The organism is Sphingomonas colocasiae (assembly GCF_019880585.1).
Lineage (GTDB): Bacteria > Pseudomonadota > Alphaproteobacteria > Sphingomonadales > Sphingomonadaceae > Sphingobium_A > Sphingobium_A colocasiae.
Genome location: NZ_JAINVV010000001.1, coordinates 620337 through 646873, shown reverse-complemented (window position 1 = coordinate 646873; position 26537 = coordinate 620337). Strand labels below are relative to the sequence as shown.

Below are 26537 nucleotides of genomic sequence, written 5' to 3'. Positions count from 1 at the left end.
GAAGCTGCCGCCCGGAGCGTTGCAATTCAGATCAGAAGTCGCCCGCGACCGGACGATTGCTTTCCCGTGGCGGCAGACGATCATGCCGGATCGCCGGACACCCCGGATTCCTTCAGCTCCAGCGTCTTCGATGCCGCAAGGTGCGCCCACCTGGCCCGAAGATGCTCCAGACATCACTCTCCGACATGCGTGGCTGCCCCACGTCTTCAGCTTGGACTCGTCACCTCGATTGCGTGCGGCGCAGAACCTTTCCGTGCCGCCCGACACTCGTTGCCCCATTTTCTCGCGCCACCCGGCCGTTCACGATGACGACGTCGAAGCCCTGCGCGAGTTCATAGGGTTTCAGATAATCCGATTTCGCGCGCACCTTGGCAGGATCGAACAACAGCAGATCGGCCTTGGCCCCCACGCGCACGATGCCGCGATCGCTGAAGCCCATCGCGGCGGCGGGCAGACTGCTGCTCTTGCGCACCGCTTCCTGCAAGGTCAGTGCCCGGGTTCCTTCCACATAATGCTCGATCAGCCGGGCATAGGTGCCGGTGCCGCGCGGGTGGCGGATCGAAGGGCCTCCATCGGTGGAGATGGCGGTAAGCGGGCTCGCGACCAGCAGGTCCTGCACAGCTTCGTCCATGATGAAATGCGCGCCATGCGCACCGTCGGGGCCAAGTGCCAGCAGCACCTCCTCGAACGGCTTGCCCTGTTCGGCGGAAATATCGGCCAGCGTCTTTCCGGCAAGCGGCGGCGAACCGAACAGCAAGGCGCCCGGCCCGCCCCTTTTGGTCATCCGCGCCTTCAGATAGGCAAGCAGTTCCGCCCGGCGTGTCTTCACAACATCCGTGTAATTGGCGGGAGAAAGCGCCCATTCGGGAAAGATCAGGCCCAGTCCGCCATAGCCGGCGGTGTAAGGATAGACATCGGCCGACAGCCGTGCGCCGCCCCGCTGCTTTTCGGTGATGAAGGACAGCAGCCGCTGTGCGGTTTCCGGCCCCTTGCCGAAGACGATCTTGAGATGCGAAGCCTGGATGCGGGCATTGGCGCCGTAATCGACCAGTTCCTGCACCGCGCCTTCGACCTGCCCGTCATCCTCGGTCCGCATATGGCTGATGATCACGCCCTCGGCATCGGCGACGAGCTTCGCGAGCGGCACCAGTTCGGCGGTCTCGGCATAACGGCCGGGCACATATTCAAGGCCCGTCGACAGGCCGAAACTGCCCGCGCGCAATTCGTCGATCAGAATGGCGTTCATGCGGGTCTGCTGCTCCGCCGTCAGCCCCCGCGCGGAGTCGGGAATACCCGCCAGATGCCGGATCGTCCCGTGCCCCGTCAGCACCGCGACGTTGAGCTGGACGCCCTTGGCCTCCACCTTGCCCAGCCACTCGCCGAGATCGCGTTCGGGCGACGACGGCGCATCGCTTGTCGTGATGTTCGCACTGCGGCCGTCCTGCCCCAGGATCACCGTGGTCACGCCCATCGCCAGGAAGCCGTCGAAAGAATCCGCCAGCGGATTGGCATGGGTATGGGTATCGATGAAGCCCGGCGAAACCGTCCGCCCCGCCGCCGCGATCGTCCGATCCGCCCTGGCCGCGCCCTTCGGCACATCCCCGATAAAGGCGATCCTGTCGCCCTCCACCAGGATATCAGCCTGGATCGGCGCCGCGCCGGTGCCATCGACCAGCATCGCATCCTCGATCATCAGGTCGAAACTGCCCCCCGCATCCCTGATCGCAGAGGCGAGATCCTGCGCCATCAGCGTCGAGGGCGCGGCGGCGAGCAAGGCAAGGGCGATCACACGGGTCAGTGTCATGGGCATGTGGCCTTTGTCAGGGGGAATTCGTCGGCATAGGCGAACAGTGCCGGCGTCCCTCCGGTGTGGAGGAACACGACGTCACCGGTCAGCCTTCCGCGCTCGAGCAGATCCAGCAGCCCGGCCAGCGCCTTGGCCGTATAGACCGGGTCGACCAGCAGCCCTTCACGCGCGGCAAGCGTGCGGATGGCCTGGTTCGCCTCCTCCGTCGGTATCGCGTAGCCGGGGCCGGTATAATCGTCGAGTACGACGATATCCGTGTCGCTGACGGTGCCCCGCGACGCGCCGCACAGGTCGAGCATCGCATCGGCGATCCCGCGTACCTTGTCGAATTTCACATCGGCGGGTTCACTGACCGAGATGCCGATAACGCGGACACGCGATCCCAATAGCCGCAATCCGGCGAGCAACCCTGCATGGGTGCCGCCACTGCCCGTCGCCAGCACGATTGCCGTCGGTGCGACCGACTGCGCTTCGCATTGCGCCAGAAGCTCGCGCGCGCATTCGGCATAGCCGAGCGACCCGATGCCGTCCGAGGCGCCGAGCGGCACGATATAGGGTGTCTCTCCACGCGCCATCGCTTCGTTCGCCAGCCGATCCATGCAGCGGGTCGTGGCATCGCCGTCATCCTCGGCCAGATGCAGATGCGCGCCGAACAGGCCGTGGAGAAGCATGTTGCCGGACGCGCAATAGGCTTCCGTTTCGCGCCCCACCGCGTCGCTGATGACGACATGGCAATTCAGCCCCGTCCGCGCCGCCGCCGCCGCGGTCTGGCGCACATGGTTGGACTGCCAGGCACCGCTGGTGATGAGCGTCGTCGCCCCGGCCGCCAGTGCATGCCCAAGCGTGAATTCCAGCTTGCGGGTCTTGTTGCCGCCAAAGCCCAGCCCGGTGCAGTCGTCGCGCTTGACGAACAGCCGGACACCCCAGGCATCGCCGGTCAATGCGCTCAGTCGTTCGAGCGGCGTCGGCAGATGCGCGAGCGGCAGCCGCGCAAAGGGTGAAAGATCGAGACTCATTGCGCCGCTCCCTGTTCCGATCCGGCATGGGCGCGTGCAAAATAGGCTCGCGTTTCCGCCATGACCCGGCGAGACAGCAACAAGCCCGAAACCATCGTGGGAACCGCCATCAGCGCGAACATGATGTCGATGAAGCCGATGATCAGCGCGGTGGTCGATGCCGCCCCCACCGCGATGCTGGCGATATAGAAGCCGTTATAGGCGCCCTTCACCCGCGCCCCGAACAGGAAGGAAAAGCACTTCATCCCGAAATAGGAATAGCTGAACAGCGTCGCCAGGCCGAAGGCGAGGATGCAAATGAGCAGCAAGGCGCCGCCGAAAGCCGGATAGGTATCGCTGAACGCACGGGCGGTCATCAGCACGCCGTTGAGCCCCTCCACCTTCCAGGCGTCGGTCACCAGGATCGCAAGGCCGGTCAGAGTGCAGACGACAAGCGTATCGACCACCGGCGACAGCATCGCCACCAGCCCTTCATGGACCGGTTCGGAGGTCTTGGCCGCACCGTAGGCAAGCGCGGCGGTGCCGATCCCGGCCTCGTTCGAAAAAGATGCGCGCCGCGCGCCGAGAACGATCAGCCCGCCCAGAGCACCGCCGAACATCGCCTCTCCCTCATAATAGTCGGCGCGGAACGCATCGGTGACGATCAGCGAAAGATAGTGCGGCACCACGTCGGCATGCGCGATCAGGATCCCGAGGACCGCCAGAAAATAGACGCCGACCATTGCGGGAACGAGCGCCGCCGCGACCTGGCTGATCCGGCTGAGCCCGCCGAAGATCACGGCCGCGGCCATCGCGGCGAGCACCAGTCCGATCACGAGATCACCGCCGGCGCCCATTGCCAGACCGGCCGGCTCCAGCCCGAGAACCTGGATCGCCTGGGTCAATTGATTGGCGTTGAAGATCGGCAGGCAGCCGAACATGCCGGTCACGCAGAAGAGCGCGGCAAGCGGCCACCAGCGCCGGCCGAGCCCCTCGGTGATCACATACATCGGCCCGCCCTGGAGTTCGCCCAGGGAGTCCCGGCCGCGATACATCACCGCCAGCGTGCAGGTGAAATAGTTGGTCGCCATGCCGACGATCGCCGACACCCACATCCAGAAGATCGTGCCCGGGCCGCCCATCGCGATGGCGACCGCCACGCCCGACACGCTGCCCATGCCGATCGTCGCCGCCAGCGTGATCGACAATGCATGATAATGGTTGATCTGCCCCGGATCGTCGGCGCGATCGTAACGCCCGCTCAGCACACGCAGCGACTGGCCGACATGACGGAACGGCAACAGGCGCGAGACCAGCAGGAAATACAGGCCGCCGCCCGTCAGCAACAGCAGGAGCGGAAGATCCCACACCCACTCCGCCAGCGCGGTCACCTGTCGTTCGAGCGCAAGCAGCATGGTTCAGCGGCCGATCAGCGGTACGAAACGCGTGAACAGCGCGTTGCGAGTCTTCGAGAAGACATCCGACTTTCGCTGCACGTCCGAACTGCGCGTGTTCGATCCGAACACCACCGCCACATTGCTCTCCGGCTGAATGTAGACGAAGGTCGCGAAACCCATTTGCCCGCCTGTATGGCCGACGAAGCGCAGGGTACGGCCGTCCGGCACCGGCTGATCGATGGTGAAGGTGCTGAGCCCCATCTGCTGGTTGGGCACGCGATCGTCCTCGGCGGCGAACAGCGGCTGGCGCATCTCGAGCAGCGATTTCCGGCTGAGCACCGTTTCGTAATTGCCGTTGTCATTCACGCCGAGCAGGAAATGCGCGAATTTCAGCAGGTCGGAGAGCGGACCGTTCAAGCCGCCATTGCCGTTGGTGGCGCCGGTATCGACCTCGAGCCCGTTGGCCTTCACCGCGCCCTTGGTGATGTAATAATTGTTCGAACGGTGCGGCAACAGGAAATAGGGCGTCTTGTCGTAATAGCTGCGCGACATGCCGAGCGGCATCAGGATATTCTTGGTGACGTAGCTCTCGATATCGTCGCCGGTGATTTCCTCGACGACACGGCCCAGCATCGAGGTACCGGGGTTGGAGTAGCTGAACTTCGAGCCCGGCTCGAACTCGATCTCGGTATAGGGCATCATCGCCGCCACCTGCGACCATTTGGCGGGCTCGTGCGGCGCCCAGTCATTGTCGCCGCGCCATGGGAAGGTGGCGCCCCGCAAGCCCGAACTATGGGTGATCAGATGACGGAGCGTGATGCCCGACATAGGCCCGAACCGGTTATGGATCTGCCTGGTCTCGGGCAGATAGTCGATGATCCTGTCGTCGAGCGACAGCTTCCCGCGATCGCGGAGCTGGAGCACCGCGATCGCGGTGAACATCTTGCTGATCGACGCCCAGTGGAACAAGGTATCGGCATCGACCTTGCGGCCGGCGTCGCGATCGGCAAGGCCATAATAGACCTCTTTCACCAGCTTGCCGTTCCGGGTCACCGCCATGCTCGACCCGATCGTGCCTTCCGCCTTAAGATCGGCGTCATAAGCGGCGGCGATGTCGGCCCAGGTCCGGTCGACAGACTGGGCGACCGCCGGGACGGGCACCGCGACCAGGCAGATTGCGGCGGCAAGTGCGGGCATCCGAACGATCATCGCAGTGTCTCCTTGAAGAAGCGGGTCCAGTTGCCGCCCATGATCTTGTCGGCCTCCCGGGGTTTGAATCCGCCGCGCAGCAGCGCGCGATGAATCAGCGCCATGCGGTCGATCGTGTTCAGTTCGGGGATCACCGCATGCTGCGGCAGCGGTCCGAACCCCGGAATGCCGCGCTTGCGATTGCCTTCCCACCAGCCATGATAGCTGCCCGGCATATCGCGGCTGTTGTCGAACGGACGCCCGTCGAATTGCAGCCCTTCCATCGCATAGTCATTGGCGATGCCGACCGCGTCGATGCCCGCCAGCTTCACGGCATGGCGGATATGCGCGACATAATGGTCCGGCGTCGGCACCGGCGCCTCGGTCAGCCAGAAGCTCATCATGAAGACGCCGAACACGCCGCCGCTTTCCGCGACGGCGCGGATCATCCTGTCGGTCGCGGCGCGCGGATGGTCGAGCAGCGCGCGGCAGGCGCCATGCGACAGGATCGTCGGCGTCTTCGACAATTTCACGGTTTCGAGCGCGGTCGCCTCCGACGCGTGCGACACATCGGGGATCAAGCCGACGCGGTTCATTTCACGCACGCCCTCGATGCCGAGCGGCGACAGGCCGACGCCGCTGCGTTCGTCGGTATAGGCGGTCGCGAAGGCGTTGCTTTCGTTATGGGTGAGTTGAAGGATGCGCAGCGACTTCTCGCGGAAATAGGCGATGCGCGACAGGTCGGTCCCGATCGGCTCGCATCCCTGGAACTGGAAGATGGCGACGGGCCGGCCGGCCGCGAGGTCCGCGCCTCTCAGCGCGACACCCAGCCCCGGAAAATCGGATCTGATCCGCGCGGCCGCGGCGGCGATGCTTTCGTCGCACAGCTCGAAGGTACGGTGATAGAAACTGTTGCCCGCGGCATCCGTGTCCATCTTGCCCTTGGAGACATCGCAGATGAACGCATCGAGCCCCGAGGCGCGAAGGTCAGCCGGATTGTCGGGCAGGAAACTCATCCCGTCGACATAGGGGCCGGACTTTTTCGCGGCCGCGCCATGCGCGGTTCCAACGCATGCAAACGCCGCGAATGCAGCCAAGGCATCGCGCCGGCGCATCGGGGCAACCGCCCCCAGGCCGGAATTGAAGCGTCCGTACGACACAAGCCCCCCTTTACCGCCGAATCAGATCATGGATCTTGGATCCATTTTTTCAGATTGTAAATCTACCGGCCAGCGCTTCAATGTCAAGTTATCTGATTGAGAATTATGCGCGCGAGATCGAAGGGCAAACGGACCGGACTATCGGGCTACATTCATAGCATTGGAATCATTGGCATTTGTCAGAAACCAGCCGACGCGCCGGCTAGGCGCCACCCTCCCCTTTTCGATCATTCGCGCGACGCTCTTCCGCCTCGAAAATCGAACGGGAGATGGAGACCCCGCTATCACCGGCATGCGCGGTGATGATGTTGAATGCCGTTTCGACATCCCTGCGCCGCGCCGCTTCGATCAGCGCAAGGTGTTCGGCCCTGTCCCGATCGGACACCTCCATCCCCGGGCGCCCGAACCGCAAATGGTAACGCCGCGCGGCATCGAGCTGATCGCTGACCATCTTCTGCAGCCGGGGACCCGCCGCAGCGTAGAGCGACAGATGGAAATCGCTATGCCTCGCCTGCTTTTCAGCTGCATCGGCTTGCTCGAGCGCGTCATGCGCACGCTCGATCGCGGCCACCTGCTCGTCCGTCAGCGCCGGGAATGATCGACGCACCGCCAGCCCCTCCAGCACCGCGCGGATCTGGAAGAGCTCAAGCGCGTCATCCGCGTCGAGTTGCGCCACGATGGCGCCGCGATGCGGCTGCTTGGTCACCAGTCCTTCGGCTTCCAGCAGCCGCATCGCCTCGCGGACGGGCATGCGACTTACCTGGAAACGTTCGGCGATATCCTCCTGCCGGATCGGCTCGCCGCCGGGATAATCACCCCGGATGATGGCGGCGCGCAATTGTTCGAACAGCCAGAGTCCGGTGGACGGCGGGCGGGCGGAGTCGGTGTTGGACATTGGATCCTGGATCTTAGAGACTGGATCGCGGCACTTGGACCGACCGCGAACAGACTGTCAACCGGACAAGCCCGCCAAGCGCTGCTGATACCGATCCGCAAGCCGCTGCAACGCACCCGCCCCATCACCGCGAAACGACGATCCGTGCATGAGTGCCAACACGGCGGGCGACAGTTCGGCCAGCCTGCGAAGCGTCGGCGCGGTCTGCGGACCAAGGCTGGTCGCCGCGAACAGATCTTCTGCAGCCATCGCGGCGGGAACGATGTCCTCCTCGACCAGGGGGGCGCCATTGCCGACATGCGAAAACAGGTCGCCGCAGAACAAGGTGCCCGTAACCTCCTCGTACAGCGCCTGTGCTTCCCAGCCATGCGGCACATGCGGCGTCGCGATCAGGCGGACACGCTTGCCGCCGAGATCGAGCACCTCTCCGTCGGCCAGCGGCCTGGGCGGACGATCCGCCAGATCGTTCACGGAAACATCGCAGCCAAGAGGGCTGTAGACCACCTGCGCATGCGGCGCCGCCGACAGCCACAGGTTCATCGCCCCGCATTCGTCCGCCTCGATATGGCCGAAGCTGATCCAGCGCAGCCGTTCGACCGGCAGGATCGACGCGACGGCCGCTGAAACCAGCGGAAACAGCGATCTGGGGCCGCAATGATAAAGGAGGGGCTCGTCCGCGACGATCAGGAACTGATTGAAGGTGAAGCCGGCGGGCGGCGCGATGTCGGGAAGATAGGTCGACAGCCGGTAGATGCCGGGAACGATTTCGTCAGCCTGGGTTTCCATGCGAGCCTCCCCCGCCCGACGCGCATCGGCGCCGGGCGAGAGGATCATCGCCGATGAGCAGGTCCGTGTCGAGGCCGCGATCAGGCGGCGGCCAGCCGCCCCAGCGCCGGCAGGTCGACATTGCCGCCCGAAACGATGACGCCGATCCGCGCGCCCTTCTCCGCCTCGGCGAAAGCGGCGGCGGCGCCCAGGCAACCGGTGGGTTCGACAAGCAGTTTCATCCGCTGGAGGAAGAAGGACATCTGCCACTCCAGCGCGGCGTCGCTCACCGTCGTCATCCGCCGCACGTGACGGCGGATGATATGGAAGGGATATTCGCCCAGGCTGCGCGTCCGTGCGCCATCCGCGATGGTGTCGGGCGTGTCGATGGTGACGATCGAACCGCTTTCGAACGAACGGCGCCCATCGTCACCAGCCTCCGGCTCCACCCCGACGACCCGGCACTCAGGCGAGAGCGCCGCCGCCGCCAGCGCCGATCCCGCGATCAGGCCGCCACCGCCGACGGGAACGAACAGATAATCGAGCGGCCCCACCGCCTCGATCAATTCGGCCGTGGCCGTTCCCTGCCCCGCGATCACATCTGGATGATCGAAGGGCGGGATCACCGCCAGCCCGCGCTGATCCGCCAGATCCGCCGCCATCGCATCGCGATCGCCCGTCGCGCGATCGTAGAGGATCACCTCGGCGCCATAATCCCGCGCCGCCGCCATCTTCGCGAGCGGGGCATCGTTCGGCATGATGATCGTGGCCTTGACCCCGAGCAGCCGGCAGGCCAGCGCCACCGACAATGCGTGGTTGCCCGAGGAGAAGGCGACGACCCCCGCCCTGCGCGCATCCATCGACAGGCTCGCGACCGCGTTATAGGCGCCGCGAAACTTGAACGCCCCACCCCGCTGGAGATTCTCCATCTTGAAGAAAAGGCTGGCGCCCGTCTGCGCATCCGCCTGGCGGGAGGTCATGACCGGCGTCACATGCGCGACGCCGGAGAGCCGGGCCGATGCCTCGCGGACATTCTCGAAGCCCGGGCACATCACCGAATCAGGACCTGTCATCTCGCACCTCCCACCGTTTTCCTCGTCGATCACTTTCCTGACATTGAACGAACTGTCAACATATTGACGACTTGACAACCCATGCCTATTCGATAGCCATCAAGCCAGATTGCGGGGATGAATGCGAAAGCCAGCCGAAAGCCAGCCGGACAATCAGGCGGACCGTGAACACGCGCTGCTGCTGCGGACCGGCGAGACCATCGCGAAGGCGCTGGCCGACATGTTCGCACCGACCTGCGAAGTCGTGCTGCACGATCTGAAGCAGCCGGCCCACTCGATCGTGGCGATCGAAAACCCGCTATCGGGCCGGAAGATCGGCGACTCCACCACCGAACTCGGGCTCAGCCGGATCAACGATCCGAATTTTCCCGACGTCCTGCAAAGCTACCCCAACCAGTTTCCCGACGGCAGGCCGGCCAAGAGCACCTCGATCGGCCTGCGCGATTCCGCCGGTCGCTGCGTCGCCGCGATCTGCATCAACATGGACATCTCGCTTCTGTCCTCGGCGAACCGCGTGATCGACCAGTTGATCTCGACCGGACCGGCATCGCCGGTGAAGGAGTCGCTGCGCGGCCGCTCGCTCGACGAGATCACGCGATTGCTCGAGGAATTCGCGGCCCGCCAGGGCGCGCAGCCGCGCGCGCTCTCAGCCGATCAGCGGCGCCAGGCGATCCAGATGCTCGCGGAATCGGGGCTGTTGCGATTGCGCGGAGCCCCCTCCTCCGCCGCCGACACACTCGGCATATCGCGGACCACGCTCTACAATGCGCTGAACCAGATCGAGCAGGCGGAGGCGGCGCGATGATCGACATCGCAGCCCGGCTGGCCGCCGCGGGCATCGATCCCTCCATGCCGCGCGCACCCGGTGGCCATTATGTCCCATGGCTGATCAACGGCAATCATCTCTATATTTCCGGCCAGGTGTCGGTCGATGGAGACAACGGCATCACGGGTGTGGTCGGCGGCGACATCGATCTGGCGCAAGGCGTGGAAGCCGCCCGCCTTTGCGGTATCAACCTGATCCGTCAGATCTCCGCCGCGCTCGACGGCAGGTTCGAACGGGTCGAACGCATCCTTCGGCTGACCGGCTATGTCCAGGCGGCGGACGACTTCACCAAAATCCCGCAGGTGACGAACGGATGTTCGGACCTGCTGGTCGAAATTTTCGGCGAAAAGGGCCGCCACACGCGATCGAGCGTGGGCGTCAAGAAACTGCCGCGCAACTGCGCGGTCGAGGTGGACGCGATCGTCGCGATCGACTGAACGACAAGATTCATGGGGACCCGGCATATGACGCTTCTCAGACGCACTTTCCTGGGTTTCTCCGGCGTCGCGCTGGTCTCCTCGACAGTGCTGCACGGGCAGGATGCGATCAGCTTCGAAAGCCGGTTCGAGGAAATCCGAAAGGATCCCGCCTTCATCCACTCGCTGTTCGGTGTCGCCATCTACTCGCTCGACCGCAAGCAGCTCATCTATTCCTGGAACGGCGAAACGCTGATGGACGGCGCGTCGACGACCAAGGTCGTCGCGGTCGGCGCCGGCATGGCGCTGCTCGGCCCCGATTACAGGTTCCGCACCCCCGTCTACCGCACCGGCCCGATCCGGAGCGGCGTGCTGCAGGGCGATCTGATACTGGTGGGGCGCGGCGATGCCAATCTGTCGAGCCGGGTGCGTGATCGCGACAGCCTGATCCATGTCGACGAGGATCACTCATATGGCGGATACGACGCCGTTCCGCTGCCCGGAAATCCGGTCCAGCCGCTCGTCGACCTCGCCCGGCAGGTGGCGGCGGCCGGCATCAAGCGGATCGAAGGGCGCGTGATCGTCGACGCCAGCCTGTTTCCCGAGGGCACGCGCGAAGTCGGGTCCGGCGCAACGATCTCGCCGATCACGGTCAACGACAATATGATCGATCTGGTGGTGCACCCCGGCCAGCCGGGCGCACCCGCGCAGATCACGGCCTCGCTTCGGGTTCCCTATATCGGCTTCGACAATCAGATCCGCACGTCGGCGACGGGTTCGCCGCTGATGATCCGTCTGTCCGAAAAGCGCGCGCCTGACGGCAATATCCGGGTCACGCTGAGCGGTCAGATCCCCGCCGGCGCCAAACCCTATCTCCAGCCCTATTTCGTCGCCAGCCCGTCGCGTTTCGCGACCGCCTTGTTCACACAGGAACTGTCGCGCGCCGGTATCGCCCTGCAAATGCCGGCCTCAGCCGACGACACCGGTGCCGGAGCCGAGCTCAAGCGCTTCTACACGCCGGAGAACCGCGTGGCCGAGTTCGTCTCCCCGCCGTTCAGCGAGGACGCGAAGGTGATCCTCAAGGTCAGCCATAATCTGCACGCGACGCTGATTCCGTTCATCACCGGCAGCTTGGTCGCGGGCAAGCCGGAACTGGCCGAAACCCGGGGGCCGGAAGCCAGAGGCTTCACTCTGGCGCGCAAATTCATCGCGTCCAGGGGGCTGGACCTGTCCGGCGCCGTGCACTCGCACGGCAATGGCAGTTCGCTCTTTTCCCCGAAATTTCTCGCCACCTATCTCGCCGCGATGACCGAGATGCCGTTCTTCGCGAAATTCAGGGACGGCCTGCCGGTCTTCGGCAAGGACGGAACATTGGGCGACGCGCTGCCCAATTCGCCCGCCACCGGCCGGATCGTCGCGAAGACGGGCACGTCGGCCGAACCCGATCTGCTCAACGACGGCTATATGCTCAAGGCGAAGGGGCTGGCGGGCTATACGACGACGCCATCGGGCGAACGCGTCGCCTTCGCGGTGCTGCTCAACCGCGTGCCGATCGATGCGCGCGTCGGCGACGGCGTCGCGATGCGCGAGAAGGTTCGCACGATCGGCGGCAACACCGTCGCCCGGATCGCCGAAGCCATCAACCTCTACCCGATCCGCAGCCCGCGCTAGCGATCGCTCCGCCGATCGGACGAAAGATAACCGTCATTCCAGTGAAAGCCGGAATGACGGCTATCGGTCAACCTCAGCCGGTCAGTAGGAACGCCCGATCAGGATCCGCTCGACAGCCGGTTCGCCGGTGAAGATGCAGGTGCCGTCAACCGCCGCCGCGTCCATCGGCGTGTTGCGGATCGTCAGCTTCAGCGCCTTCAACCGCTCGACAACGCCGTCGAGCGCGGCGCCGGTCGGGCGGCTCCACTGCACTTCCACCCAGCCGGGGAACTGCGCCTTTTCGCTGAAAAAGGCTTCGAGGCCCGCGAAATCGGAAACGCCGCGATCGATATTGGCCTCCAGCCGGGCCCGCGCCTCCCCGTGCAGCGCCGCCTGGATCTCCTCGATCAGCCCGGCCACCTGGCCGACGAATTCGCCGCGCGGCAAGAATCCGGTCGCGAGCTTGCCACCTTCGCCATAAAGCCGGTCGCGGCGCAGCACCGCCACATTGCCCGAAGCGACATCGCGCGGACCGACCTCGACGATCACCGGCGCGCCCTTCTTCACCCAGCCCCAGCGCTTGGCGCTCGCCTTGGTCGCCTTGGTATCGACCAAAGCGCGCACGGGTTCGCCGAACGCGGACAGCGCAGTGAGTTCGCCCGCGAGCGAGCGGCAATAATCGAGGATCGCGGCATCCTCATCGGTTTCGCGCAGCATCGGCACGATCACCACCTGCCAGGGTGCGACGCGCGGCGGCACGCGCAGGCCGTCGTCATCGCCATGCACCATGATCAGTCCGCCGATCATCCGGGTCGACATGCCCCAGCTGATCGTATTGGCCAGTTCCTGCTCGCCCTGGCTGTTCTGGAAACGGATATTCTGCGCGGACGCGAAATTAGTGCCCAGGAAATGGCTGGTGCCGGCCTGCAGCGCCTTGCCGTCCTGCATCATCGCCTCGATCGAATAGGTCGCGACGGCGCCTGGGAAACGCTCATTCTCCGGCTTCTCGCCCGCGATCACGGGCAGCGCCACGCAATCCTCGGCGAAGCTGCGATACATTTCGAGCGCCTTCAGCGTCTCCTCGCGCGCCTGCTCGGCCGACGCATAGGCGGCATGCCCTTCCTGCCACAGGAACTCGGCGGTGCGCAGGAACATGCGCGTGCGCATTTCCCAGCGGACGATGTTCGCCCATTGGTTGATCTGCACGGGCAGATCGCGCCAGCTCTGCACCCAGCGCGAGAATGCGGTGCCGATCACCGTCTCGCTCGTCGGCCGCACCACCAAGGGCTCCTCCAGCTTGGCGGCCGGATCGGGCATCAGCCCGCCCTTGCCGTCGCCGACCAGGCGGTGATGCGTGACGACCGCCATTTCCTTGGCGAAACCCTCGACATGCTCCGCTTCCTTCTCGAAATAGGAAAGCGGGATGAACAGCGGGAAATAGCAATTGTCGTAGCCGGCGGCGCGGATGCGATCGTCGAGCAACCGCTGGATGCGTTCCCAGATACCATAGCCCCATGGCCGCATGACCATGCAGCCGCGCACGCCGCTGTCCTCGGCCAGGTCGGCCTCGGCAATGACCGCCTGATACCAGGCGGCGAAATCCTTTTCGCGGGTGACGTTGAGGGCGTGCTTCATCGGTCTCTCAAAGGTTCAGGGTTGTCGCGAAATCGCGTTCCGGACGGTGCCCCTACCCCAGTTCCGCGTCACGGCGAAAGCATTTCCAGCAATGGCGGTTGTCTTCGGACCGCGAATTGCGCCAAGGCCCTTGAATGGCCACCGCCCAGCATGTCGCGCAACGCCCGCTTTATGCGCTCGGCCTGCGCCTGCTGGCGATCGCCGCGCTCGCGACGATGTCCGCGCTGATCAAGCTGGCGTCCATGCGCGGCGTCCAGCTCGCCGAAACCCTGTTCTTCCGCCAGTTCTTCGCGGTGCCGGTGGCGCTTGCCATCGTGCTCGCCGGGCCCGGCATCGGCTCGCTGCGGACGGCGCGGATCGGCCGGCACGTCACCCGCACGCTGTTCGGCCTGATCGGCATGGTCGCGAATTTCGGCGCGGTCATCCTGCTGCCGCTCGCCGAAGCGACGACGCTGCAATTCACCGTGCCGATCTTCGCGACGATCCTGTCGACCCTGCTGCTCAAGGAAGTGGCCGGGCTGCATCGCTGGTCGGCCGTGCTGATCGGCTTCATCGGCGTGCTGCTCGTCGTCCAGCCCGGCAATGGGCACTTCCCGCTCTTCGGCGCGGCGGTCGGCCTGTCCGCCGCCTTCATGGTCGCGCTCATCAGCATCCAGATCCGCGAACTGGGCAAGACCGAAAGCCCGACGACGACGGTCTTCTGGTTCTCGGTCCTGTCGATCCCGATCCTCGGCCTCGCCTATCCCTTCTTCGCGCGCGCGCATGATCCCGCCACCTGGGCGCTGCTCGTCAGCATCGGACTGATCGGCGGGATCGGGCAGATGGCGCTGACCTCCGCATTGCGCTGGGCGCCGGTCTCGACGGTGGTGCCGATGGATTATTCCAGCCTGATCTGGGCAACGCTCTACGGCTGGCTGCTGTTCGGCATGCTGCCCACGGCATCGACCTGGCTGGGGGCGCCATTGATCATCGCCAGCGGACTCTACATCGTCTGGCGCGAGCACAGGCTGGCGAAGCGCAACACCGAAACCGCGATCGCGGCCGCCGACTGACCCATTCCGGGCTTGCATTCCGGCCGCTTTTGCGCCAATGGCCGCGCATCCGGGGTGGAAAGCACGTCTTTCCGCCCTGGTTTGCTTTTGAGACGATAGCCGGAGGGGCGTCCGCATGGTGCGGCGTCAGCGATCGGCCAACAGAGGAAACGGACATGGCTCTTTACGAGCACGTGTTCCTTGCGCGCCAGGATCTGGCACAGGCGCAAGTGGACGCGCTGGCGGAAACCGCCACCAAGATCGTCGAAGACAATCAGGGCAAGGTCGTGAAGACCGAGACCTGGGGCCTTCGCAACATCGCCTACAAGATCGCGAAGAACCGCAAGGCGCACTATGTGATGCTTGAGATCGATGCGCCCGCCGGCGTCGTCGCCGAGCTGGAGCGCCAGACCGCGATCAACGAAGACATCATCCGCTACATGACCATCAAGGTCGATGCGCACGAAGCCGGCCCGTCGGTGATGATGCGCAAGGGCGATCGCGAACGCGCCCGTGGCGAGCGCGGCGACCGTGGTGATCGTGGCGACCGCCCCCGTGGCGATCGCGAAGACCGTCCCCGTCGCGAAGACGCCGAGTAAGGAGCTTAGCACATGGCACGCCCATTCTTCCGCCGCCGCAAGAGCTGCCCCTTCTCCGCGAAGGACGCTCCCCGGATCGATTACAAGGACGTTCGTCTGCTGCAGGGCTTCGTGTCCGAGCGCGGCAAGATCGTTCCCAGCCGCATCACCGCGGTTTCCGCCAAGAAGCAGCGCGAACTCGCCAAGGCGATCAAGCGCGCCCGTCACATCGGGCTTCTTCCCTATATCGTGAAGTAAGGAGCACCTGAGCAATGCAAGTGATCCTGCTCGAACGCGTCGAGAAGCTCGGTCAGATCGGTGACGTCGTCACCGTCAAGGACGGCTTCGCGCGCAATTTCCTCCTCCCCCGCAAGAAGGCGCTCCGCGCCAACGAAGCGAACCGCAAGGTCTTCGAAGCCAATCGCGAGCGCATCGAGGCCGACAACGCCACGCGTCGCAGCGAAGCTGAAACCGCGTCGAAGACCGTCGATGGCAAGAGCGTCACGCTCATCCGTCAGGCGTCGAACACCGGCCAGCTTTATGGTTCGGTTTCGGTCCGCGACATCGTCGAGGCCCTGGAAGCCGATGGCGCGAAGGTCACCAAGTCGATGGTCGTCCTCGACAAGCCGATCAAATCGATCGGCGTCGAGACCGTGAAGATCGCGCTCCACCCTGAAGTGTCGGTGACCGTCAAGGTCAACGTCGCGCGTTCGCCCGAAGAGGCCGAACTGCAGGCGCAGGGCGTCGACGTCATGGCCGCGATGTTCGAGAAGGACGAATCGGGTTTCACCGAGGAGTTCGATCCGAACGCCGAGCCGGGCGAGATCGCCGCGGTGACCGAGGAGCAGGCGGAAGCCTGATTTCCGGCACCACGGACAGAATAGAGCCGCCCGATCACCCGATCGGGCGGCTTTTTCTTTATGTCGGGCCGGGATGTGTCCGGCGTTCGAAAAACTCAGTAAAGCTGGGCGAGCGCCTGTCGCGTGGCCCCGTCCTGACGCATGGCGCGCGCGCCCGGCCCCAGCGCATTCCAGGCCCGGGAAAGCCGGACGATCGCGGCCTCGAGCAGATCCCCGGGCAGCGCGAAGGGCAGCCGCACGAAGCGCTCGAACGAACCATCGACACCGAAGCGCGGACCCGCGCCGATCCTGACGCCATGGAGTTCGGAGGTTGCCGCCAGCGCGGTGCTCGCGGGCACCGGCAGTTCGGCCCAGAGCGACAGACCGCCCTGGGGGAGCGCAACCGTCCAGTCCGGCAGGTGCGCCTCGACCAGCGCCGCCAGCGCCGTTCGCTGCGCACGAACCGCCGTTCGGCGACGATCGAGATCGCCGCCATCGTCCGCCAGCAGCACCGTCGCGGCGAGCTGTTCCAGAATTGGCGTGCCGAGATCGAGCGCGGCGCGCACGCGTGCGGCGCCTTCGATCAGCCGGGGCTCGGCGCGCATCCACCCGACCCTGAGCCCGCCCCAGAAGCTCTTGCCGGTCGATCCCAGCGTCACCACGCGCCCGGCGCGATCATGCGCCGCGAGCGACGCCGGGGGCGGTCCATCGATCCAGAGATCGACCATCGTCTCGTCCGCGACGATGGTGGTGCGCGTCCGCGCCGCCAGATCGGCGATGCGCGCGCGCGTTTCCTCGTCCATGCAGCGCCCGGTCGGGTTGTGGAAATCGGGCTGGAGATAGGCGAGCCGCGGCCCGGTCTGGCGAAACGCCGCCTCGATCGCCTCCACATCCCAGCCACGGCCGGGCAATCCCACCGGCACCGCGCGGCAGGAGGCCTGATGGATCGCATCGATGGCATGGGGATAGGTCGGATGATCGACGACGACGCGGTCGCCCGGCCCGACCAGAAGGCGCAGCAACAGGCCAAAGCCGTGGAGCGCGCCGTGCGTCACCAGGATCTGTTCGGGTACGGTCGGACACCCACGCCGCGTATAGCGCTCCGCGATCACCGCTCTCAACGCGTCGAGCCCGACGCGCTCATAGCCATGGCCCGGCAAATGGCGCGGCAGGCTGGCCAGCGCGCTGCGATAGGCATGGTGAACGGTTTCGGTCGCGGGTAGCGCCGCGACCGCCAGATCGACGATCCCCGGCTCCACCTCTCCGGTTTCCGCCGGAGGGCGATCGGCACGGCGATCGGGCAGGCTCGTGCGGCTGCCCGATCCCTGCCGGCTGTCGAGATACCCTTCCTCGCGCAGTTGCGCGAACGCCGCCGTCACCGTTGTGCGACTGACGTCGAGCGCGGCGGCGAGGTCGCGTTCGCCCGGAATACGGACGCCGATGGGCAGCCGGCCGTCCAGGATCAGCAAGCGGACGCCATCGGCGAGCTGGCGGTAAGCCGCGCCCCCCGCCTGGCCGCGCCATAGCCCGAGTTGGCGAACCAGCGATGCCGTACCGATGCTGCGTATCATCAGGCCAGAATGGCGAAAGTGGCTATTTAAAACAAGGCCAATTTGGACAAGAGCTCGATCATGATGAGACGTCGCCTGATCCAGCTTTATGCGGGCCTCCTTCTTTACGGCCTCGCCTCCGCGCTGATGCTGCGGTCCGGTCTCGGCCTCGATCCCTGGGGCGTGTTCCATCAGGGCCTGGAGAAGCACACCGGCCTGACGTTCGGCACCGTGGTGCTGATCGTCGGCGTGGTCGTCATGCTTCTCTGGATTCCGATGCGGCAGCGGCCGGGCCTGGGCACGATCAGCAACATGCTGCTGATCGGCATCGCCAGCGATGCGGCGCTCGCCCTGATCGGTCCACCTGTATGGATTCCGGCGCGCATCGCCATGCTGATATCCGGTATCGTCCTGTGCGGCGTTGCCAGCGCCGCCTATATCGGCGCAGGCTTCGGGCCCGGTCCGCGCGACGGGCTGATGACCGGCCTGGTCGCACGCACGGGTCTGTCGATCCGGCTCGTTCGCACGACGATCGAATTGTGCGTCCTTGCCGGCGGCTGGCTGCTGGGCGGCACCGTCGGGCTCGGCACCGTGCTCTTCGCCTTCGGCATCGGTTCGCTGGTGCAGTTCTTCCTCGCGATGATGGACCATCGCCCCGCGCCGCTGCGGCCACGCCTGACCTGAACCAAGGAGCATATGATCCCATGAGCAGATCCTTCCAGCTCGTCGACGTGTTCGGCGCGGAGCGTTTCAAGGGCAATCCGGTGGCGGTGATCGCATCCGGAGACGGCCTCTCGACCGAGGAGATGCAGCAGATCACACGGTGGCTGAACCTGTCGGAAACGACCTTCCTGCTGCCACCCTCGTCGCCGGACGCCGATTACCGGGTGCGGATCTTCACGCTCGACCGCGAACTGCCATTCGCGGGACATCCGACGCTGGGGACCTGCCATGCCTGGCTTCAGGCCGGCGGCATCGCCAGGCGCGAAACCATCGTCCAGCAATGCGAAGCCGGACTGATCCCGATCCGCCGCACCGAAGATGGATTGGCCTTCGCCGCACCGCCGCTGCTTCGATCGGGTCCGGTGGACGAGGCCGATATCGAACGCACCGTCGCGATCCTGGGGATCGAGCGTGCGGCGGTGGTCGATGCCAATTGGGTGGACAATGGCCCCGGCTGGCTCGGCATCATGCTGCGATCAGCGGAAGAGGTGCTGGCGCTGCGCCCGCAGCGATCCTGGCCCGAGCGGGCGGATATCGGCATTGTCGGCCCCCATCCCGCCGGCAGCGCCATCGACTGGGAAGTCCGTGCGATCTTCAGCGACCAGTTCGGCGGACTGATCGAGGATCCGATCACCGGCAGCCTGAACGCGTCGCTCGCGCAATGGCTGATCGGCTCGGGCCGCGCCGGCCCGCGCTATCGCGCCGCCCAAGGCACGGCGATCGGCCGCAGCGGACGGATCTTCGTCGAGCGGGACGATGCCGGTGAAATCTGGATTGCGGGCAATACCGAGACGCTGTTCACCGGCACGACCGGCTTTTAATAGCCCATCAGGCTGAGCACTTCCTTGCGGCTGCGTTCGTCGTCACGGAAGCAGCCCATCACCCGGCTGGTGGTCATCGCGACACCCGGCGTACGGACGCCGCGCGCGGTCATGCAGGCATGGCTCGCCTCGATCACCACCGCGACGCCCTGGGGATGGAGATGCTCCCAGATGCAGTCGGCGACTTCGGCGGTCAGCCGTTCCTGGACCTGAAGACGACGCGCGAAGCCGTGAAGCACGCGCGCGAGCTTCGAGATCCCGACCACGCGATCATTGGGCAGATAGGCGATCGACGCCTTGCCGATGATCGGCGCCATATGATGCTCGCAGTGTGACTGGAACGGAATGTCCTTGAGCAGCACCACTTCGTCATAGCCGCCCACTTCCTCGAAGGTGCGCGACAGATGGAGCGAGGGGTCCTCGCCATAGCCCTGGCAATATTCCTTCCAGGCGCGCGCGACGCGCTGGGGCGTATCGAGCAACCCCTCACGCTGCGGATCATCGCCCGCCCAGCGGATCAGCGTGCGGACGGCCTCCTGAACATGATCGGGCACCGGCAATTTTGCCGGCGGAGAAACCATGTCGCCATCTTCCGGCGAAGCCGAGTCCGTCACATTCCACTCCTTTGCGTCCAGGCGATGCGTGCCAGCGCGGGATAGACGCTCCACCGCAGTGTGCAAGAGGCTGACGGGAAATGCTGCGTTTTTACGCTACGGCAAGCGAACATCCGACAATAGCGCGAAAGACCAGCGAAACAGTCGTCTGCACGCAGGATTACAGCGAAATCGCCGGTTGACGCGAAAGTAAGTTGCGCGCAACATTTCCCCTAGATCCCGCAACATAGCGGGACGACCTTAGACGGGTCATCGGTCTTCATCGGACCATCGAAAGAGGGGATACATCATGAAGAAGCTCGATCTGCTTGCTGCGTCGGCAATTGCGCTGGCGCTCGCGACGCCGGCTGCCGCCCAGGTCGCGACACCGGAAGATGAAGCCACCGACTCGATCCCCGATATCGTCGTCACCGCGCAGCGCCAGAGCGAGCGGCTGCAGGACGTGCCGATCGCGGTTTCCGCCTTCTCCGCCGACGCGCTCGAGAAGCAGCAGATCGAGAATGCGTCGGACCTTCAGCTCAGCCTGCCCAACGTCACCTTCACCAAGACCAATTTCACCGCGTCGAGCTTCACCATCCGCGGCATCGGCGACCTGTGCGTCGGCGCGAGCTGCGATTCGGCGACGGGCATCCATGTCAACGATATGCCGCTCCTCTCCACCCGCCTCTTCGAAACCGAATATTTCGATCTCGAGCGCGTCGAGGTGCTGCGCGGACCGCAGGGCACGCTGTTCGGCCGCAACGCGACGTCGGGCGTCGTCAATTTCATCACCGCCAAGCCCGACCTGACCAGCTTCGGCGCATCGGGCAGCTTCGAATACGGCAATTACGAGAGCTACAAGGTCAACGGCATGATCAACGTGCCGCTGGGCGAAACGCTCGGCGTCCGCGTCGCCGGCTATTATCTCAATCGCGACGGCTATACGAAGAACCTCTTCACCGGAAACCGCATCGACGGGCGCGACCTCTACGCGCTGCGCGGCACGATCCGCTGGGAACCGTCATCGTCCACGACCTTCGATCTGATCGGCTATTATTTCCACGAAAAGGACGATCGCTCGCGCATCCAGAAGCAGCTTTGCCATCGCGACCCGACCGGCATCCTGGGCTGTTCGCCCGACAAGCTCGCCTATGAGACAACGAACGGCAATTCGACGCTCGCGGCGCTGCTCAGCTCGAACGAATTCCTGGGCGTCGCATCCGCCTCGTCAGGCGGCGCGCTAGCCCGTTTCGGGCTCGGCAGCATCTATGGCACCGATCCCTTCTCGAACGCGGTGGTTCCGGCGGGCGTCCGCACGGTCAACATCGACTATGAGCCCACCTATTTCGCCGAGGAATATCACATCATGGGCCGGCTGCAGCAACAGCTCGGCGAGCAGCTCAGCCTGACGATGACCGGCGGATACACCCATAACAAGGTGGATTCGACGAGCGACTACAACCTCGCCATCGAGAATTCGCTCGCCAACAATCCCGGCCTCGTCCAGCTCAACACGCTCGGCCGCACGGGCATCGGTTCGCCCTTCGCCTTTCTCGACCCCGTCCGCCGCGCGCTTATTCCCAACGGCGCCGCCGGCGGCGTGTGCCAGTCGCTGGGCGACCCCAATGGCGTCGGCGTCTATGGCGGCAATTCGATCGGCTGCTTCCCGACCAGCCTGGATTTCGATCGATCGAAGCTGACCAACCGCCAATTCTCGGTCGAAGCCCATGTCGACAGCAATTTCGACGGCATGTTCAACTTCCTGCTGGGCGGCATCTATGTCGACAGCAAGACGAGCAACAACAGCTATATGGTGAATGCCTTCGGGCTCGATTACGCGGCCGGCATTCTCGGTGCGGCGAATACCGGCGGGGCCGCCTATTTCGGCTCGCCCTTCTATCATAGCGACACCGCGCAGACCCGGCTCAAATCCTACGGCATTTTCGGCGAAGGCTATTTCGACTTCACGGACAAGCTGAAGCTGACGGTCGGCGTCCGTTATAATCACGACGAGAAATATGCGCGCGCACGCACGACGCTGCTCCAGGATTCGAACGGACAGTTCGCCGCCGTACCCTTCGGATCGGACAATCTGACGGATGCGCTCAACTATGCCGCGCTCGATTACGACGCCAACACACCGGGCATCCAGAGCTATGCCGAGGACAGCGTCACCTTCGGCCGGCTGACCGGCCGCGCGGTGCTCGACTACAAGATCACCGACGACAACATGGTCTATGTCTCCTATTCGCGCGGCTACAAATCCGGCGGCATCAATCCGCCGCTGTCGCCCATCTTCGCGGTGCCGAGCACGTTCGGCCCCGAAACGGTGGACGCGTTCGAAATCGGATCGAAGAACAGTTTCCTCAACGGAACGCTGCGCCTCAATCTCACGGGCTTCTATTACAAGTACAAGAACCTGCAGCTCAGCCGCATCGTCGCGCGCACATCGGTCAACGACAATGTCAGCGCGAACATTTACGGTGTCGAGGCCGAGGCCATCATCAGCCCGATCCGCGCCATCCTGGTCAATCTGAGCGCGAGCTATCTCCACACCAAGGTCTCCGACGACAAATTCCTCGCCAATCCGCGCGATCCGTCGGGCGGCCGCTCCGATGCGGTGATCATCAAGGATCTGCAGAACGCATCGAACTGCGCGGTCGTGCCGACGACGGCGGGCAATGTCGTCGGCGTCAACACCTATGTCGCCGCGGTCAACAGCGGCATCGGCCTGCGCGCCCCCGTGCCGGTTCCGGGCACCAACACCACCGGCGCCTATTCGATCTGCAGCGCACTGGCGGCCACCGCCGCCAATCCGCCGGCAGCGCTCCGCGCGCTGTTCGCAACGCCCACGGGCGCCCTGCCCTTCACGGTCCTTGGCAGCGGCGTGGAGGTCAACATCAAGGGCAACCAGTTGCCCCAGGCGCCGATGTACAAATTCTCGGCCGGCTTCCAGTATCGGGCGGAATTCCAGAACGGCATGTCGCTCGTTCCCCGCGCGGACCTCACCTATACCGGCGAATCCTATGCGAGCATCTTCGGCGGCAACATCAACCGGATGAAGGGCTATGCGATCATCAACGCCCAGATCCAGCTCAATGGCCGCGACGATCGCTGGTTCCTGCGCGGTTTCGTCTCGAACCTGACCAAGAACAACGCGATCACCGGCGAATATGTGACCGACCAGTCGTCCGGTCTGTTCACCAACATCTTCACGCTCGAACCGCGCCGCTACGGCCTGGCCGCCGGCTTCAAATTCTGATCGTCGCCGGAATGCCGCGGTCGCGATGGCCGCGGCATTCCACGGGCCTGGGGCCATCCATGAGAAGGGAGATGGGGGCCGGCGTTGTTCGGACACCGGCCCCAGGGAGCAACATTCCTGCCATAGACGCCATTGGATGAACCTTGGCTGTCGATGCGGCACTTCGCGCCGTAAAAAGCGCGCGGCGCCCGATCTTCATATCTCCATGTCGCGCCGGACGATGCGGATCGAACCGTCGGGCTCGACGTCATCAAGCTCGACTTTCATCGCCGCCGTCCACTCGAGCAGATCCCGATGTTCGGCGATCAGATCCGCTTCATCCTGCGGCCCCGTTCCTCCACGCCACAGCGCGTAGAGCGCTTCAGCCGTCACAATGACGCGCAACGTCCCGAACGCGCTCTCCACGTCCAGATTCTGGTCCGCGAACTCCATCGACATCTCCAACCGCCTCAACTACGCGAGGTGCTCGGCCCCCTTTTGTCGGCAAGCTTCGCTTCAACCGAGAGTCCGCAGGGTTCAACCGGCCGAACGACGCGCCGCCCCGGGGCTGCGATGGATGCATGCATGTTCATGCGAAGGGGACGGCGCGGCGTGCCCAAAGCCGTAAAGTTAGCGGAGTTTTAACTCTGTTTGCCCAGTTGTGCGGCCGGCTGTGGGGAATGCCCCGTATCGTACGGGCTCACTCCGAATCAGCCGCACGCTTCGGCGCGCGCGAGCAGGAAATCCCTTTCCCGCGCATTTCGCGTTAGACCGGCCGCAGTCTCGAACGCCGCTCGTGCCTCGACCGGGCGACCCGCGCGGAGAAGGAAATCCCCCCGCGCCGCCGGCAATGGCGCATAGTTGCGCAAGGCGGCGGCAGACGCGAGTTGATCGATCAGACGCAACCCCGCTTCGGGGCCGAACGCCATCGAATATGCGACAGCGCGGTTCAGATCGACCACCGGTGACGGCATGACCACACGCAACCGGTCGTACAGTGCGGCGATACGTCCCCAATCCGTCTCCGCAGGCGTGAATGCGCGGGCATGGCAGGCGGCAAGCGCGGCCTGAAGCGCATAAGGACCATCGCCGCGGATCGCCTGCGCGCGCTCCAGCGCCTCGAGCCCCCGTCGGATCAGCAGCCGGTCCCAGTGTGCGCGATTCTGCTGGTTCAGCGTCAGCAGCGCACCGTCGGGTCCGGTCCGCGCGGGCAGGCGCGATGCCTGGATCTCGATCAGTGCGAGCAGGCCGAATATCTCGGCATTCTCCGGATCGTCGCCGGGCATGAGCGCCGCCAGCATACGCGCCAGCCGCTGCGCTTCCTGGCACAGGGCAGGGCGAACAAGATCTTCCCCGGACGTGGCCGCATAACCTTCGTTGAAGATCAGGTAGATCACCTCCAGCACGGATGCGAGCCGCTCCGCCCGCTCGCGGCCGCGCGGCACCTCGAAAGTGAGGCCGGCCTTGCCGATCGTCTTCTTCGCGCGAACGATGCGCTGCGCGATCGTCGCTTCGCTCGTCAGGAATGCACGCGCGATCTCGTCGGTGGCAAGGCCGCCGACCACCCGCAGCGTCAGCGCCGCGCGCGCATCCGGCGAAAGCACGGGGTGGCAGGCCGTAAAGATCAATCCCAGCAGTTCATCGCCCGGATCTTCGTCCATGGCCGCGATCATCTCGTCCTCGGCGGCGCTGTCGGTCGTGCCGCCCTGCTCGCGCACGAGTTCCTCATGCTTGCGGTCCCGCATCCGGTCTCGGCGGATCGCATCGATGGCGCGCCGCTTGGCAGCCGTCATCAGCCAGGCGCCGGGATTGACGGGTATCCCGGTCCCCGGCCATTCGGACAGCGCGATCACCAGCGCATCCTGCGCCAGTTCTTCCGCCCGATCGACATCGCGGACGAGGCGGGCCAGGCCTCCGATGAGTCTGGCCCGCTCGATGCGGAAAACCGCTTCGATCGCCCGATGCGTCTCGCCCGTCGTCATGCCGTCTTGTCGGCCAAAGCCCCCAGCCTGACAAGCCGGCGGCCATTACCCCGCCATCAGCCGCCGGCTTGCGGCAGCAGATCCTCCAATTCGTAGATCGGCCGGATCTCGATCTCGCTCGGCCCAGGCATGGGATTGGGGCAGCGCTTCACCCAGGCCACCGCTTCGTCCATATCCTTCACCTGCCAAAGCCAGAAGCCGGCGACCAGTTCGCGCGTCTCGGCGAACGGCCCGTCGATCACCGACCGGCCGGCACCGTCGAAGGCGACGCGCTTGGCTTCGGATGACGGCTTGAGGCCGTCGCCAGCCAGCAGTATTCCGGCTTTTTCCAGATCCTCGTTGAACTTGCCCATCGCCTCCATCATCGCCATCGTCTCGGGCGTGGGGTTGAAACCCTGTTCGCTGTCTTCGGTGGCCTTCACCAGCACCATCACACGCATCGTCTATCTCCTTGTTCCGGCAGGCCAGGATAGGCCGCGCATCGGAACGACGAACGGAGTTTTGGAGAATCGACATGCGGGCGCAATTTTTTTTCGGAAGGTGCGCGGCGCGACGCGATGCCTCAACCCGGATCAAGCGGGGATATAGGTGAGCCGGATCACATCCTCGTCGATCCGGTCATGGCTTACAAGGCGAAGCGGCGGCCTGGGGCCGGCGAAATATGGCGTGCCGCGACCGAGCACAACGGGGTGAAGATAGATGCGATATTCATCGATCAGGCCAAGTTCGGTGAGGCTGCGCGCCAGATCCGGGCCGGCGACTTCGATCTCCCCTTCCCGTTCGGTCTTCAACGCACGGATCGCATCTTCAAGATCGCCTTTCACAAGGCTGGCATTGGGCCCCACCGTCTCCAGCGAGCGCGAGACCACCCATTTCGGCTGGTTCCGCCAGGCAGCCGCGAAGGCGTGTTCGTCCGCTCCCCATTCAGGCTGATCGTCGTCCCAGTACCGCATGATCTCATAGATCCTGCGACCGTAAATGCTGCCCGCCTGCCCCCGGGCCTCTTCGATGAAATGACGGAAAAGCGCGCGGCTTGGCCCGAAAGCCATGTGATCGACATAGCCGTCGAGCGACTGGTTCATTCCGAACACGAGCTTCGCCATATCCATTTCCTCTCCTGCGCCGCGGTTCCGACGTCCCTGATTGCGTCACGCAACTGGCTGGAGGCTAGATCGACCGATTTCATATCACAATCGGTTTTTGCGCCGCGGACCGAGGCGACCGCCACGGTGCGGCACTCGCATGCACGCTTCATCAGGATCGGCGATGTTCGGCAATGGTGCGCCCGACAGGATTCGAACCTGTGGCCCCCAGATTAGGAATCTGGTGCTCTATCCTGCTGAGCTACGGGCGCGCCGTCACGCTGGTTAGG

General features: G+C 64.9%; 25 protein-coding genes and 1 tRNA gene. 10 read left to right on the top strand and 16 right to left on the bottom strand.

Annotation, left to right across the window (positions count from 1 at the left end; all coding sequences use genetic code 11):
- Window positions 1–220: 220 nt before the first annotated feature.
- The 8 genes from K7G82_RS03130 to K7G82_RS03095 all read right to left on the bottom strand — a co-directional run bounded on the left by K7G82_RS03130 (window position 221) and on the right by K7G82_RS03095 (window position 9280).
- Window positions 221–1804, bottom strand: a complete 1584-nt coding sequence (locus K7G82_RS03130; protein ID WP_222988338.1) for an N-acyl-D-amino-acid deacylase family protein — start codon at window positions 1802–1804, stop codon at window positions 221–223.
- On the bottom strand, window positions 1801–2823 hold the full coding sequence (locus K7G82_RS03125; protein WP_222988337.1) for a D-cysteine desulfhydrase family protein: 1023 nt from the start codon (window positions 2821–2823) through the stop codon (window positions 1801–1803). Before K7G82_RS03125 ends, K7G82_RS03130 begins: the two co-directional genes overlap by 4 nt.
- Entirely contained in the window at window positions 2820–4217 is a 1398-nt protein-coding gene (locus tag K7G82_RS03120) for an alanine/glycine:cation symporter family protein (RefSeq protein ID WP_222988336.1), read from the bottom strand. Before K7G82_RS03120 ends, K7G82_RS03125 begins: the two co-directional genes overlap by 4 nt.
- A gap of 3 nt (window positions 4218–4220) precedes the next feature.
- The gene (locus K7G82_RS03115; RefSeq protein WP_222988335.1) at window positions 4221–5408 is read right to left on the bottom strand and encodes a serine hydrolase domain-containing protein; all 1188 of its coding nucleotides are present in this window, start codon (window positions 5406–5408) and stop codon (window positions 4221–4223) included.
- The gene (locus K7G82_RS03110) at window positions 5405–6484 is read right to left on the bottom strand and encodes a dipeptidase (protein ID WP_222988334.1); all 1080 of its coding nucleotides are present in this window, start codon (window positions 6482–6484) and stop codon (window positions 5405–5407) included. The genes K7G82_RS03115 and K7G82_RS03110 overlap by 4 nt, the downstream gene beginning before the upstream one ends.
- Before the next feature lie 265 nt (window positions 6485–6749).
- Window positions 6750–7442 (bottom strand): GntR family transcriptional regulator, encoded by a 693-nt coding sequence (locus tag K7G82_RS03105; RefSeq protein ID WP_222988333.1) that lies wholly within the window; start codon window positions 7440–7442, stop codon window positions 6750–6752.
- Window positions 7443–7499: 57 nt separating this feature from the next.
- Window positions 7500–8228, bottom strand: coding sequence for an oxygen-binding di-iron domain-containing protein (locus tag K7G82_RS03100; RefSeq protein WP_222988332.1), 729 nt, complete (start codon window positions 8226–8228; stop codon window positions 7500–7502).
- 80 nt (window positions 8229–8308) lie between these two features.
- On the bottom strand, window positions 8309–9280 hold the full coding sequence (locus K7G82_RS03095; RefSeq protein ID WP_222988331.1) for a threo-3-hydroxy-L-aspartate ammonia-lyase: 972 nt from the start codon (window positions 9278–9280) through the stop codon (window positions 8309–8311).
- 121 nt (window positions 9281–9401) lie between these two features.
- Here K7G82_RS03095 and K7G82_RS03090 point away from each other — a divergent pair, with 121 nt between their 5' ends.
- From K7G82_RS03090 to dacB, 3 genes are read left to right on the top strand one after another with little or no spacing between them, the layout of a single operon-like run.
- On the top strand, window positions 9402–10085 hold the full coding sequence (locus tag K7G82_RS03090; protein ID WP_222988330.1) for a helix-turn-helix transcriptional regulator: 684 nt from the start codon (window positions 9402–9404) through the stop codon (window positions 10083–10085).
- A complete protein-coding gene (locus K7G82_RS03085) occupies window positions 10082–10543 on the top strand; it encodes a RidA family protein (RefSeq protein ID WP_222988329.1) in 462 nt (153 codons plus the stop codon). The genes K7G82_RS03090 and K7G82_RS03085 overlap by 4 nt, the downstream gene beginning before the upstream one ends.
- Before the next feature lie 27 nt (window positions 10544–10570).
- Window positions 10571–12193, top strand: coding sequence for a D-alanyl-D-alanine carboxypeptidase/D-alanyl-D-alanine endopeptidase (gene dacB, locus K7G82_RS03080; protein ID WP_222988328.1), 1623 nt, complete (start codon window positions 10571–10573; stop codon window positions 12191–12193).
- A gap of 81 nt (window positions 12194–12274) precedes the next feature.
- Here the strand turns inward: dacB and K7G82_RS03075 are convergent, their stop codons facing one another.
- Complete coding sequence (locus K7G82_RS03075) at window positions 12275–13807, bottom strand: aminoacyl--tRNA ligase-related protein (RefSeq protein WP_222988327.1); 1533 nt, start codon at window positions 13805–13807, stop codon at window positions 12275–12277.
- Between the two features lie 134 nt (window positions 13808–13941).
- Between K7G82_RS03075 and K7G82_RS03070 the strand changes: the two genes are divergently transcribed.
- The 4 genes from K7G82_RS03070 to rplI all read left to right on the top strand — a co-directional run bounded on the left by K7G82_RS03070 (window position 13942) and on the right by rplI (window position 16276).
- Window positions 13942–14859, top strand: a complete 918-nt coding sequence (locus K7G82_RS03070) for a DMT family transporter (protein ID WP_222988326.1) — start codon at window positions 13942–13944, stop codon at window positions 14857–14859.
- A gap of 155 nt (window positions 14860–15014) precedes the next feature.
- The gene (rpsF, locus tag K7G82_RS03065) at window positions 15015–15437 is read left to right on the top strand and encodes a 30S ribosomal protein S6 (RefSeq protein WP_222988325.1); all 423 of its coding nucleotides are present in this window, start codon (window positions 15015–15017) and stop codon (window positions 15435–15437) included.
- A gap of 12 nt (window positions 15438–15449) precedes the next feature.
- On the top strand, window positions 15450–15674 hold the full coding sequence (gene rpsR / locus K7G82_RS03060; RefSeq protein ID WP_010125005.1) for a 30S ribosomal protein S18: 225 nt from the start codon (window positions 15450–15452) through the stop codon (window positions 15672–15674).
- Between the two features lie 14 nt (window positions 15675–15688).
- Window positions 15689–16276 carry a 50S ribosomal protein L9 gene (rplI, locus tag K7G82_RS03055; protein ID WP_222988324.1) on the top strand — a complete coding sequence of 196 codons (588 nt, stop codon included), beginning with the start codon at window positions 15689–15691 and terminating at the stop codon, window positions 16274–16276.
- Window positions 16277–16371: 95 nt separating this feature from the next.
- On the opposite strand, the gene yczR is transcribed toward rplI, so the two are convergent.
- A complete protein-coding gene (yczR, locus tag K7G82_RS03050) occupies window positions 16372–17826 on the bottom strand; it encodes a MocR-like transcription factor YczR (protein ID WP_222988323.1) in 1455 nt (484 codons plus the stop codon).
- Between the two features lie 60 nt (window positions 17827–17886).
- Here yczR and yczE point away from each other — a divergent pair, with 60 nt between their 5' ends.
- Together yczE and K7G82_RS03040 are read left to right on the top strand one after the other, a co-directional pair.
- The gene (gene yczE / locus K7G82_RS03045) at window positions 17887–18489 is read left to right on the top strand and encodes a membrane protein YczE (protein WP_246623187.1); all 603 of its coding nucleotides are present in this window, start codon (window positions 17887–17889) and stop codon (window positions 18487–18489) included.
- A gap of 20 nt (window positions 18490–18509) precedes the next feature.
- Entirely contained in the window at window positions 18510–19349 is an 840-nt protein-coding gene (locus tag K7G82_RS03040; protein ID WP_222988322.1) for a PhzF family phenazine biosynthesis protein, read from the top strand.
- Here K7G82_RS03040 and folE read toward each other — a convergent pair.
- A complete protein-coding gene (gene folE / locus K7G82_RS03035) occupies window positions 19346–19930 on the bottom strand; it encodes a GTP cyclohydrolase I FolE (protein ID WP_222988393.1) in 585 nt (194 codons plus the stop codon). The two genes, K7G82_RS03040 and folE, sit on opposite strands and share 4 nt — an antisense overlap.
- A gap of 322 nt (window positions 19931–20252) precedes the next feature.
- Between folE and K7G82_RS03030 the strand changes: the two genes are divergently transcribed.
- Window positions 20253–23204: a TonB-dependent receptor gene (locus tag K7G82_RS03030; protein ID WP_222988321.1), complete on the top strand. Its 2952-nt coding sequence runs from the start codon at window positions 20253–20255 to the stop codon at window positions 23202–23204.
- A gap of 195 nt (window positions 23205–23399) precedes the next feature.
- Here K7G82_RS03030 and K7G82_RS03025 read toward each other — a convergent pair whose 3' ends face one another.
- From K7G82_RS03025 to K7G82_RS03005, 5 genes are all read right to left on the bottom strand, one after another.
- Window positions 23400–23642 carry a hypothetical protein gene (locus K7G82_RS03025; RefSeq protein WP_222988320.1) on the bottom strand — a complete coding sequence of 81 codons (243 nt, stop codon included), beginning with the start codon at window positions 23640–23642 and terminating at the stop codon, window positions 23400–23402.
- A 251-nt stretch (window positions 23643–23893) separates the two neighbouring features.
- Complete coding sequence (locus K7G82_RS03020; protein ID WP_222988319.1) at window positions 23894–25165, bottom strand: RNA polymerase sigma factor; 1272 nt, start codon at window positions 25163–25165, stop codon at window positions 23894–23896.
- Window positions 25166–25221: 56 nt separating this feature from the next.
- The gene (locus K7G82_RS03015; protein WP_222988318.1) at window positions 25222–25605 is read right to left on the bottom strand and encodes a YciI family protein; all 384 of its coding nucleotides are present in this window, start codon (window positions 25603–25605) and stop codon (window positions 25222–25224) included.
- Between the two features lie 132 nt (window positions 25606–25737).
- On the bottom strand, window positions 25738–26268 hold the full coding sequence (locus K7G82_RS03010; protein WP_222988317.1) for a dihydrofolate reductase family protein: 531 nt from the start codon (window positions 26266–26268) through the stop codon (window positions 25738–25740).
- Between the two features lie 174 nt (window positions 26269–26442).
- A tRNA-Arg gene (locus K7G82_RS03005) sits at window positions 26443–26519 on the bottom strand.
- Window positions 26520–26537: the final 18 nt, after the last annotated feature.

Coding starts and splice junctions, on each gene's coding strand:
- K7G82_RS03130 (WP_222988338.1), bottom strand. CDS start 1,804: ATGACACTGACCCGTGTGATCGCCCTTGCCTTGCTCGCCGCCGCGCCC.
- K7G82_RS03125 (WP_222988337.1), bottom strand. CDS start 2,823: ATGAGTCTCGATCTTTCACCCTTTGCGCGGCTGCCGCTCGCGCATCTG.
- K7G82_RS03120 (WP_222988336.1), bottom strand. CDS start 4,217: ATGCTGCTTGCGCTCGAACGACAGGTGACCGCGCTGGCGGAGTGGGTG.
- K7G82_RS03115 (WP_222988335.1), bottom strand. CDS start 5,408: ATGATCGTTCGGATGCCCGCACTTGCCGCCGCAATCTGCCTGGTCGCG.
- K7G82_RS03105 (WP_222988333.1), bottom strand. CDS start 7,442: ATGTCCAACACCGACTCCGCCCGCCCGCCGTCCACCGGACTCTGGCTG.
- K7G82_RS03100 (WP_222988332.1), bottom strand. CDS start 8,228: ATGGAAACCCAGGCTGACGAAATCGTTCCCGGCATCTACCGGCTGTCG.
- K7G82_RS03095 (WP_222988331.1), bottom strand. CDS start 9,280: ATGACAGGTCCTGATTCGGTGATGTGCCCGGGCTTCGAGAATGTCCGC.
- K7G82_RS03090 (WP_222988330.1), top strand. CDS start 9,402: ATGCGAAAGCCAGCCGAAAGCCAGCCGGACAATCAGGCGGACCGTGAA.
- K7G82_RS03085 (WP_222988329.1), top strand. CDS start 10,082: ATGATCGACATCGCAGCCCGGCTGGCCGCCGCGGGCATCGATCCCTCC.
- dacB (WP_222988328.1), top strand. CDS start 10,571: ATGACGCTTCTCAGACGCACTTTCCTGGGTTTCTCCGGCGTCGCGCTG.
- K7G82_RS03075 (WP_222988327.1), bottom strand. CDS start 13,807: ATGAAGCACGCCCTCAACGTCACCCGCGAAAAGGATTTCGCCGCCTGG.
- K7G82_RS03070 (WP_222988326.1), top strand. CDS start 13,942: ATGGCCACCGCCCAGCATGTCGCGCAACGCCCGCTTTATGCGCTCGGC.
- rpsF (WP_222988325.1), top strand. CDS start 15,015: ATGGCTCTTTACGAGCACGTGTTCCTTGCGCGCCAGGATCTGGCACAG.
- rpsR (WP_010125005.1), top strand. CDS start 15,450: ATGGCACGCCCATTCTTCCGCCGCCGCAAGAGCTGCCCCTTCTCCGCG.
- rplI (WP_222988324.1), top strand. CDS start 15,689: ATGCAAGTGATCCTGCTCGAACGCGTCGAGAAGCTCGGTCAGATCGGT.
- yczR (WP_222988323.1), bottom strand. CDS start 17,826: ATGATACGCAGCATCGGTACGGCATCGCTGGTTCGCCAACTCGGGCTA.
- yczE (WP_246623187.1), top strand. CDS start 17,887: ATGATGAGACGTCGCCTGATCCAGCTTTATGCGGGCCTCCTTCTTTAC.
- K7G82_RS03040 (WP_222988322.1), top strand. CDS start 18,510: ATGAGCAGATCCTTCCAGCTCGTCGACGTGTTCGGCGCGGAGCGTTTC.
- folE (WP_222988393.1), bottom strand. CDS start 19,930: ATGGTTTCTCCGCCGGCAAAATTGCCGGTGCCCGATCATGTTCAGGAG.
- K7G82_RS03030 (WP_222988321.1), top strand. CDS start 20,253: ATGAAGAAGCTCGATCTGCTTGCTGCGTCGGCAATTGCGCTGGCGCTC.
- K7G82_RS03025 (WP_222988320.1), bottom strand. CDS start 23,642: ATGTCGATGGAGTTCGCGGACCAGAATCTGGACGTGGAGAGCGCGTTC.
- K7G82_RS03020 (WP_222988319.1), bottom strand. CDS start 25,165: ATGACGACGGGCGAGACGCATCGGGCGATCGAAGCGGTTTTCCGCATC.
- K7G82_RS03015 (WP_222988318.1), bottom strand. CDS start 25,605: ATGCGTGTGATGGTGCTGGTGAAGGCCACCGAAGACAGCGAACAGGGT.
- K7G82_RS03010 (WP_222988317.1), bottom strand. CDS start 26,268: ATGGCGAAGCTCGTGTTCGGAATGAACCAGTCGCTCGACGGCTATGTC.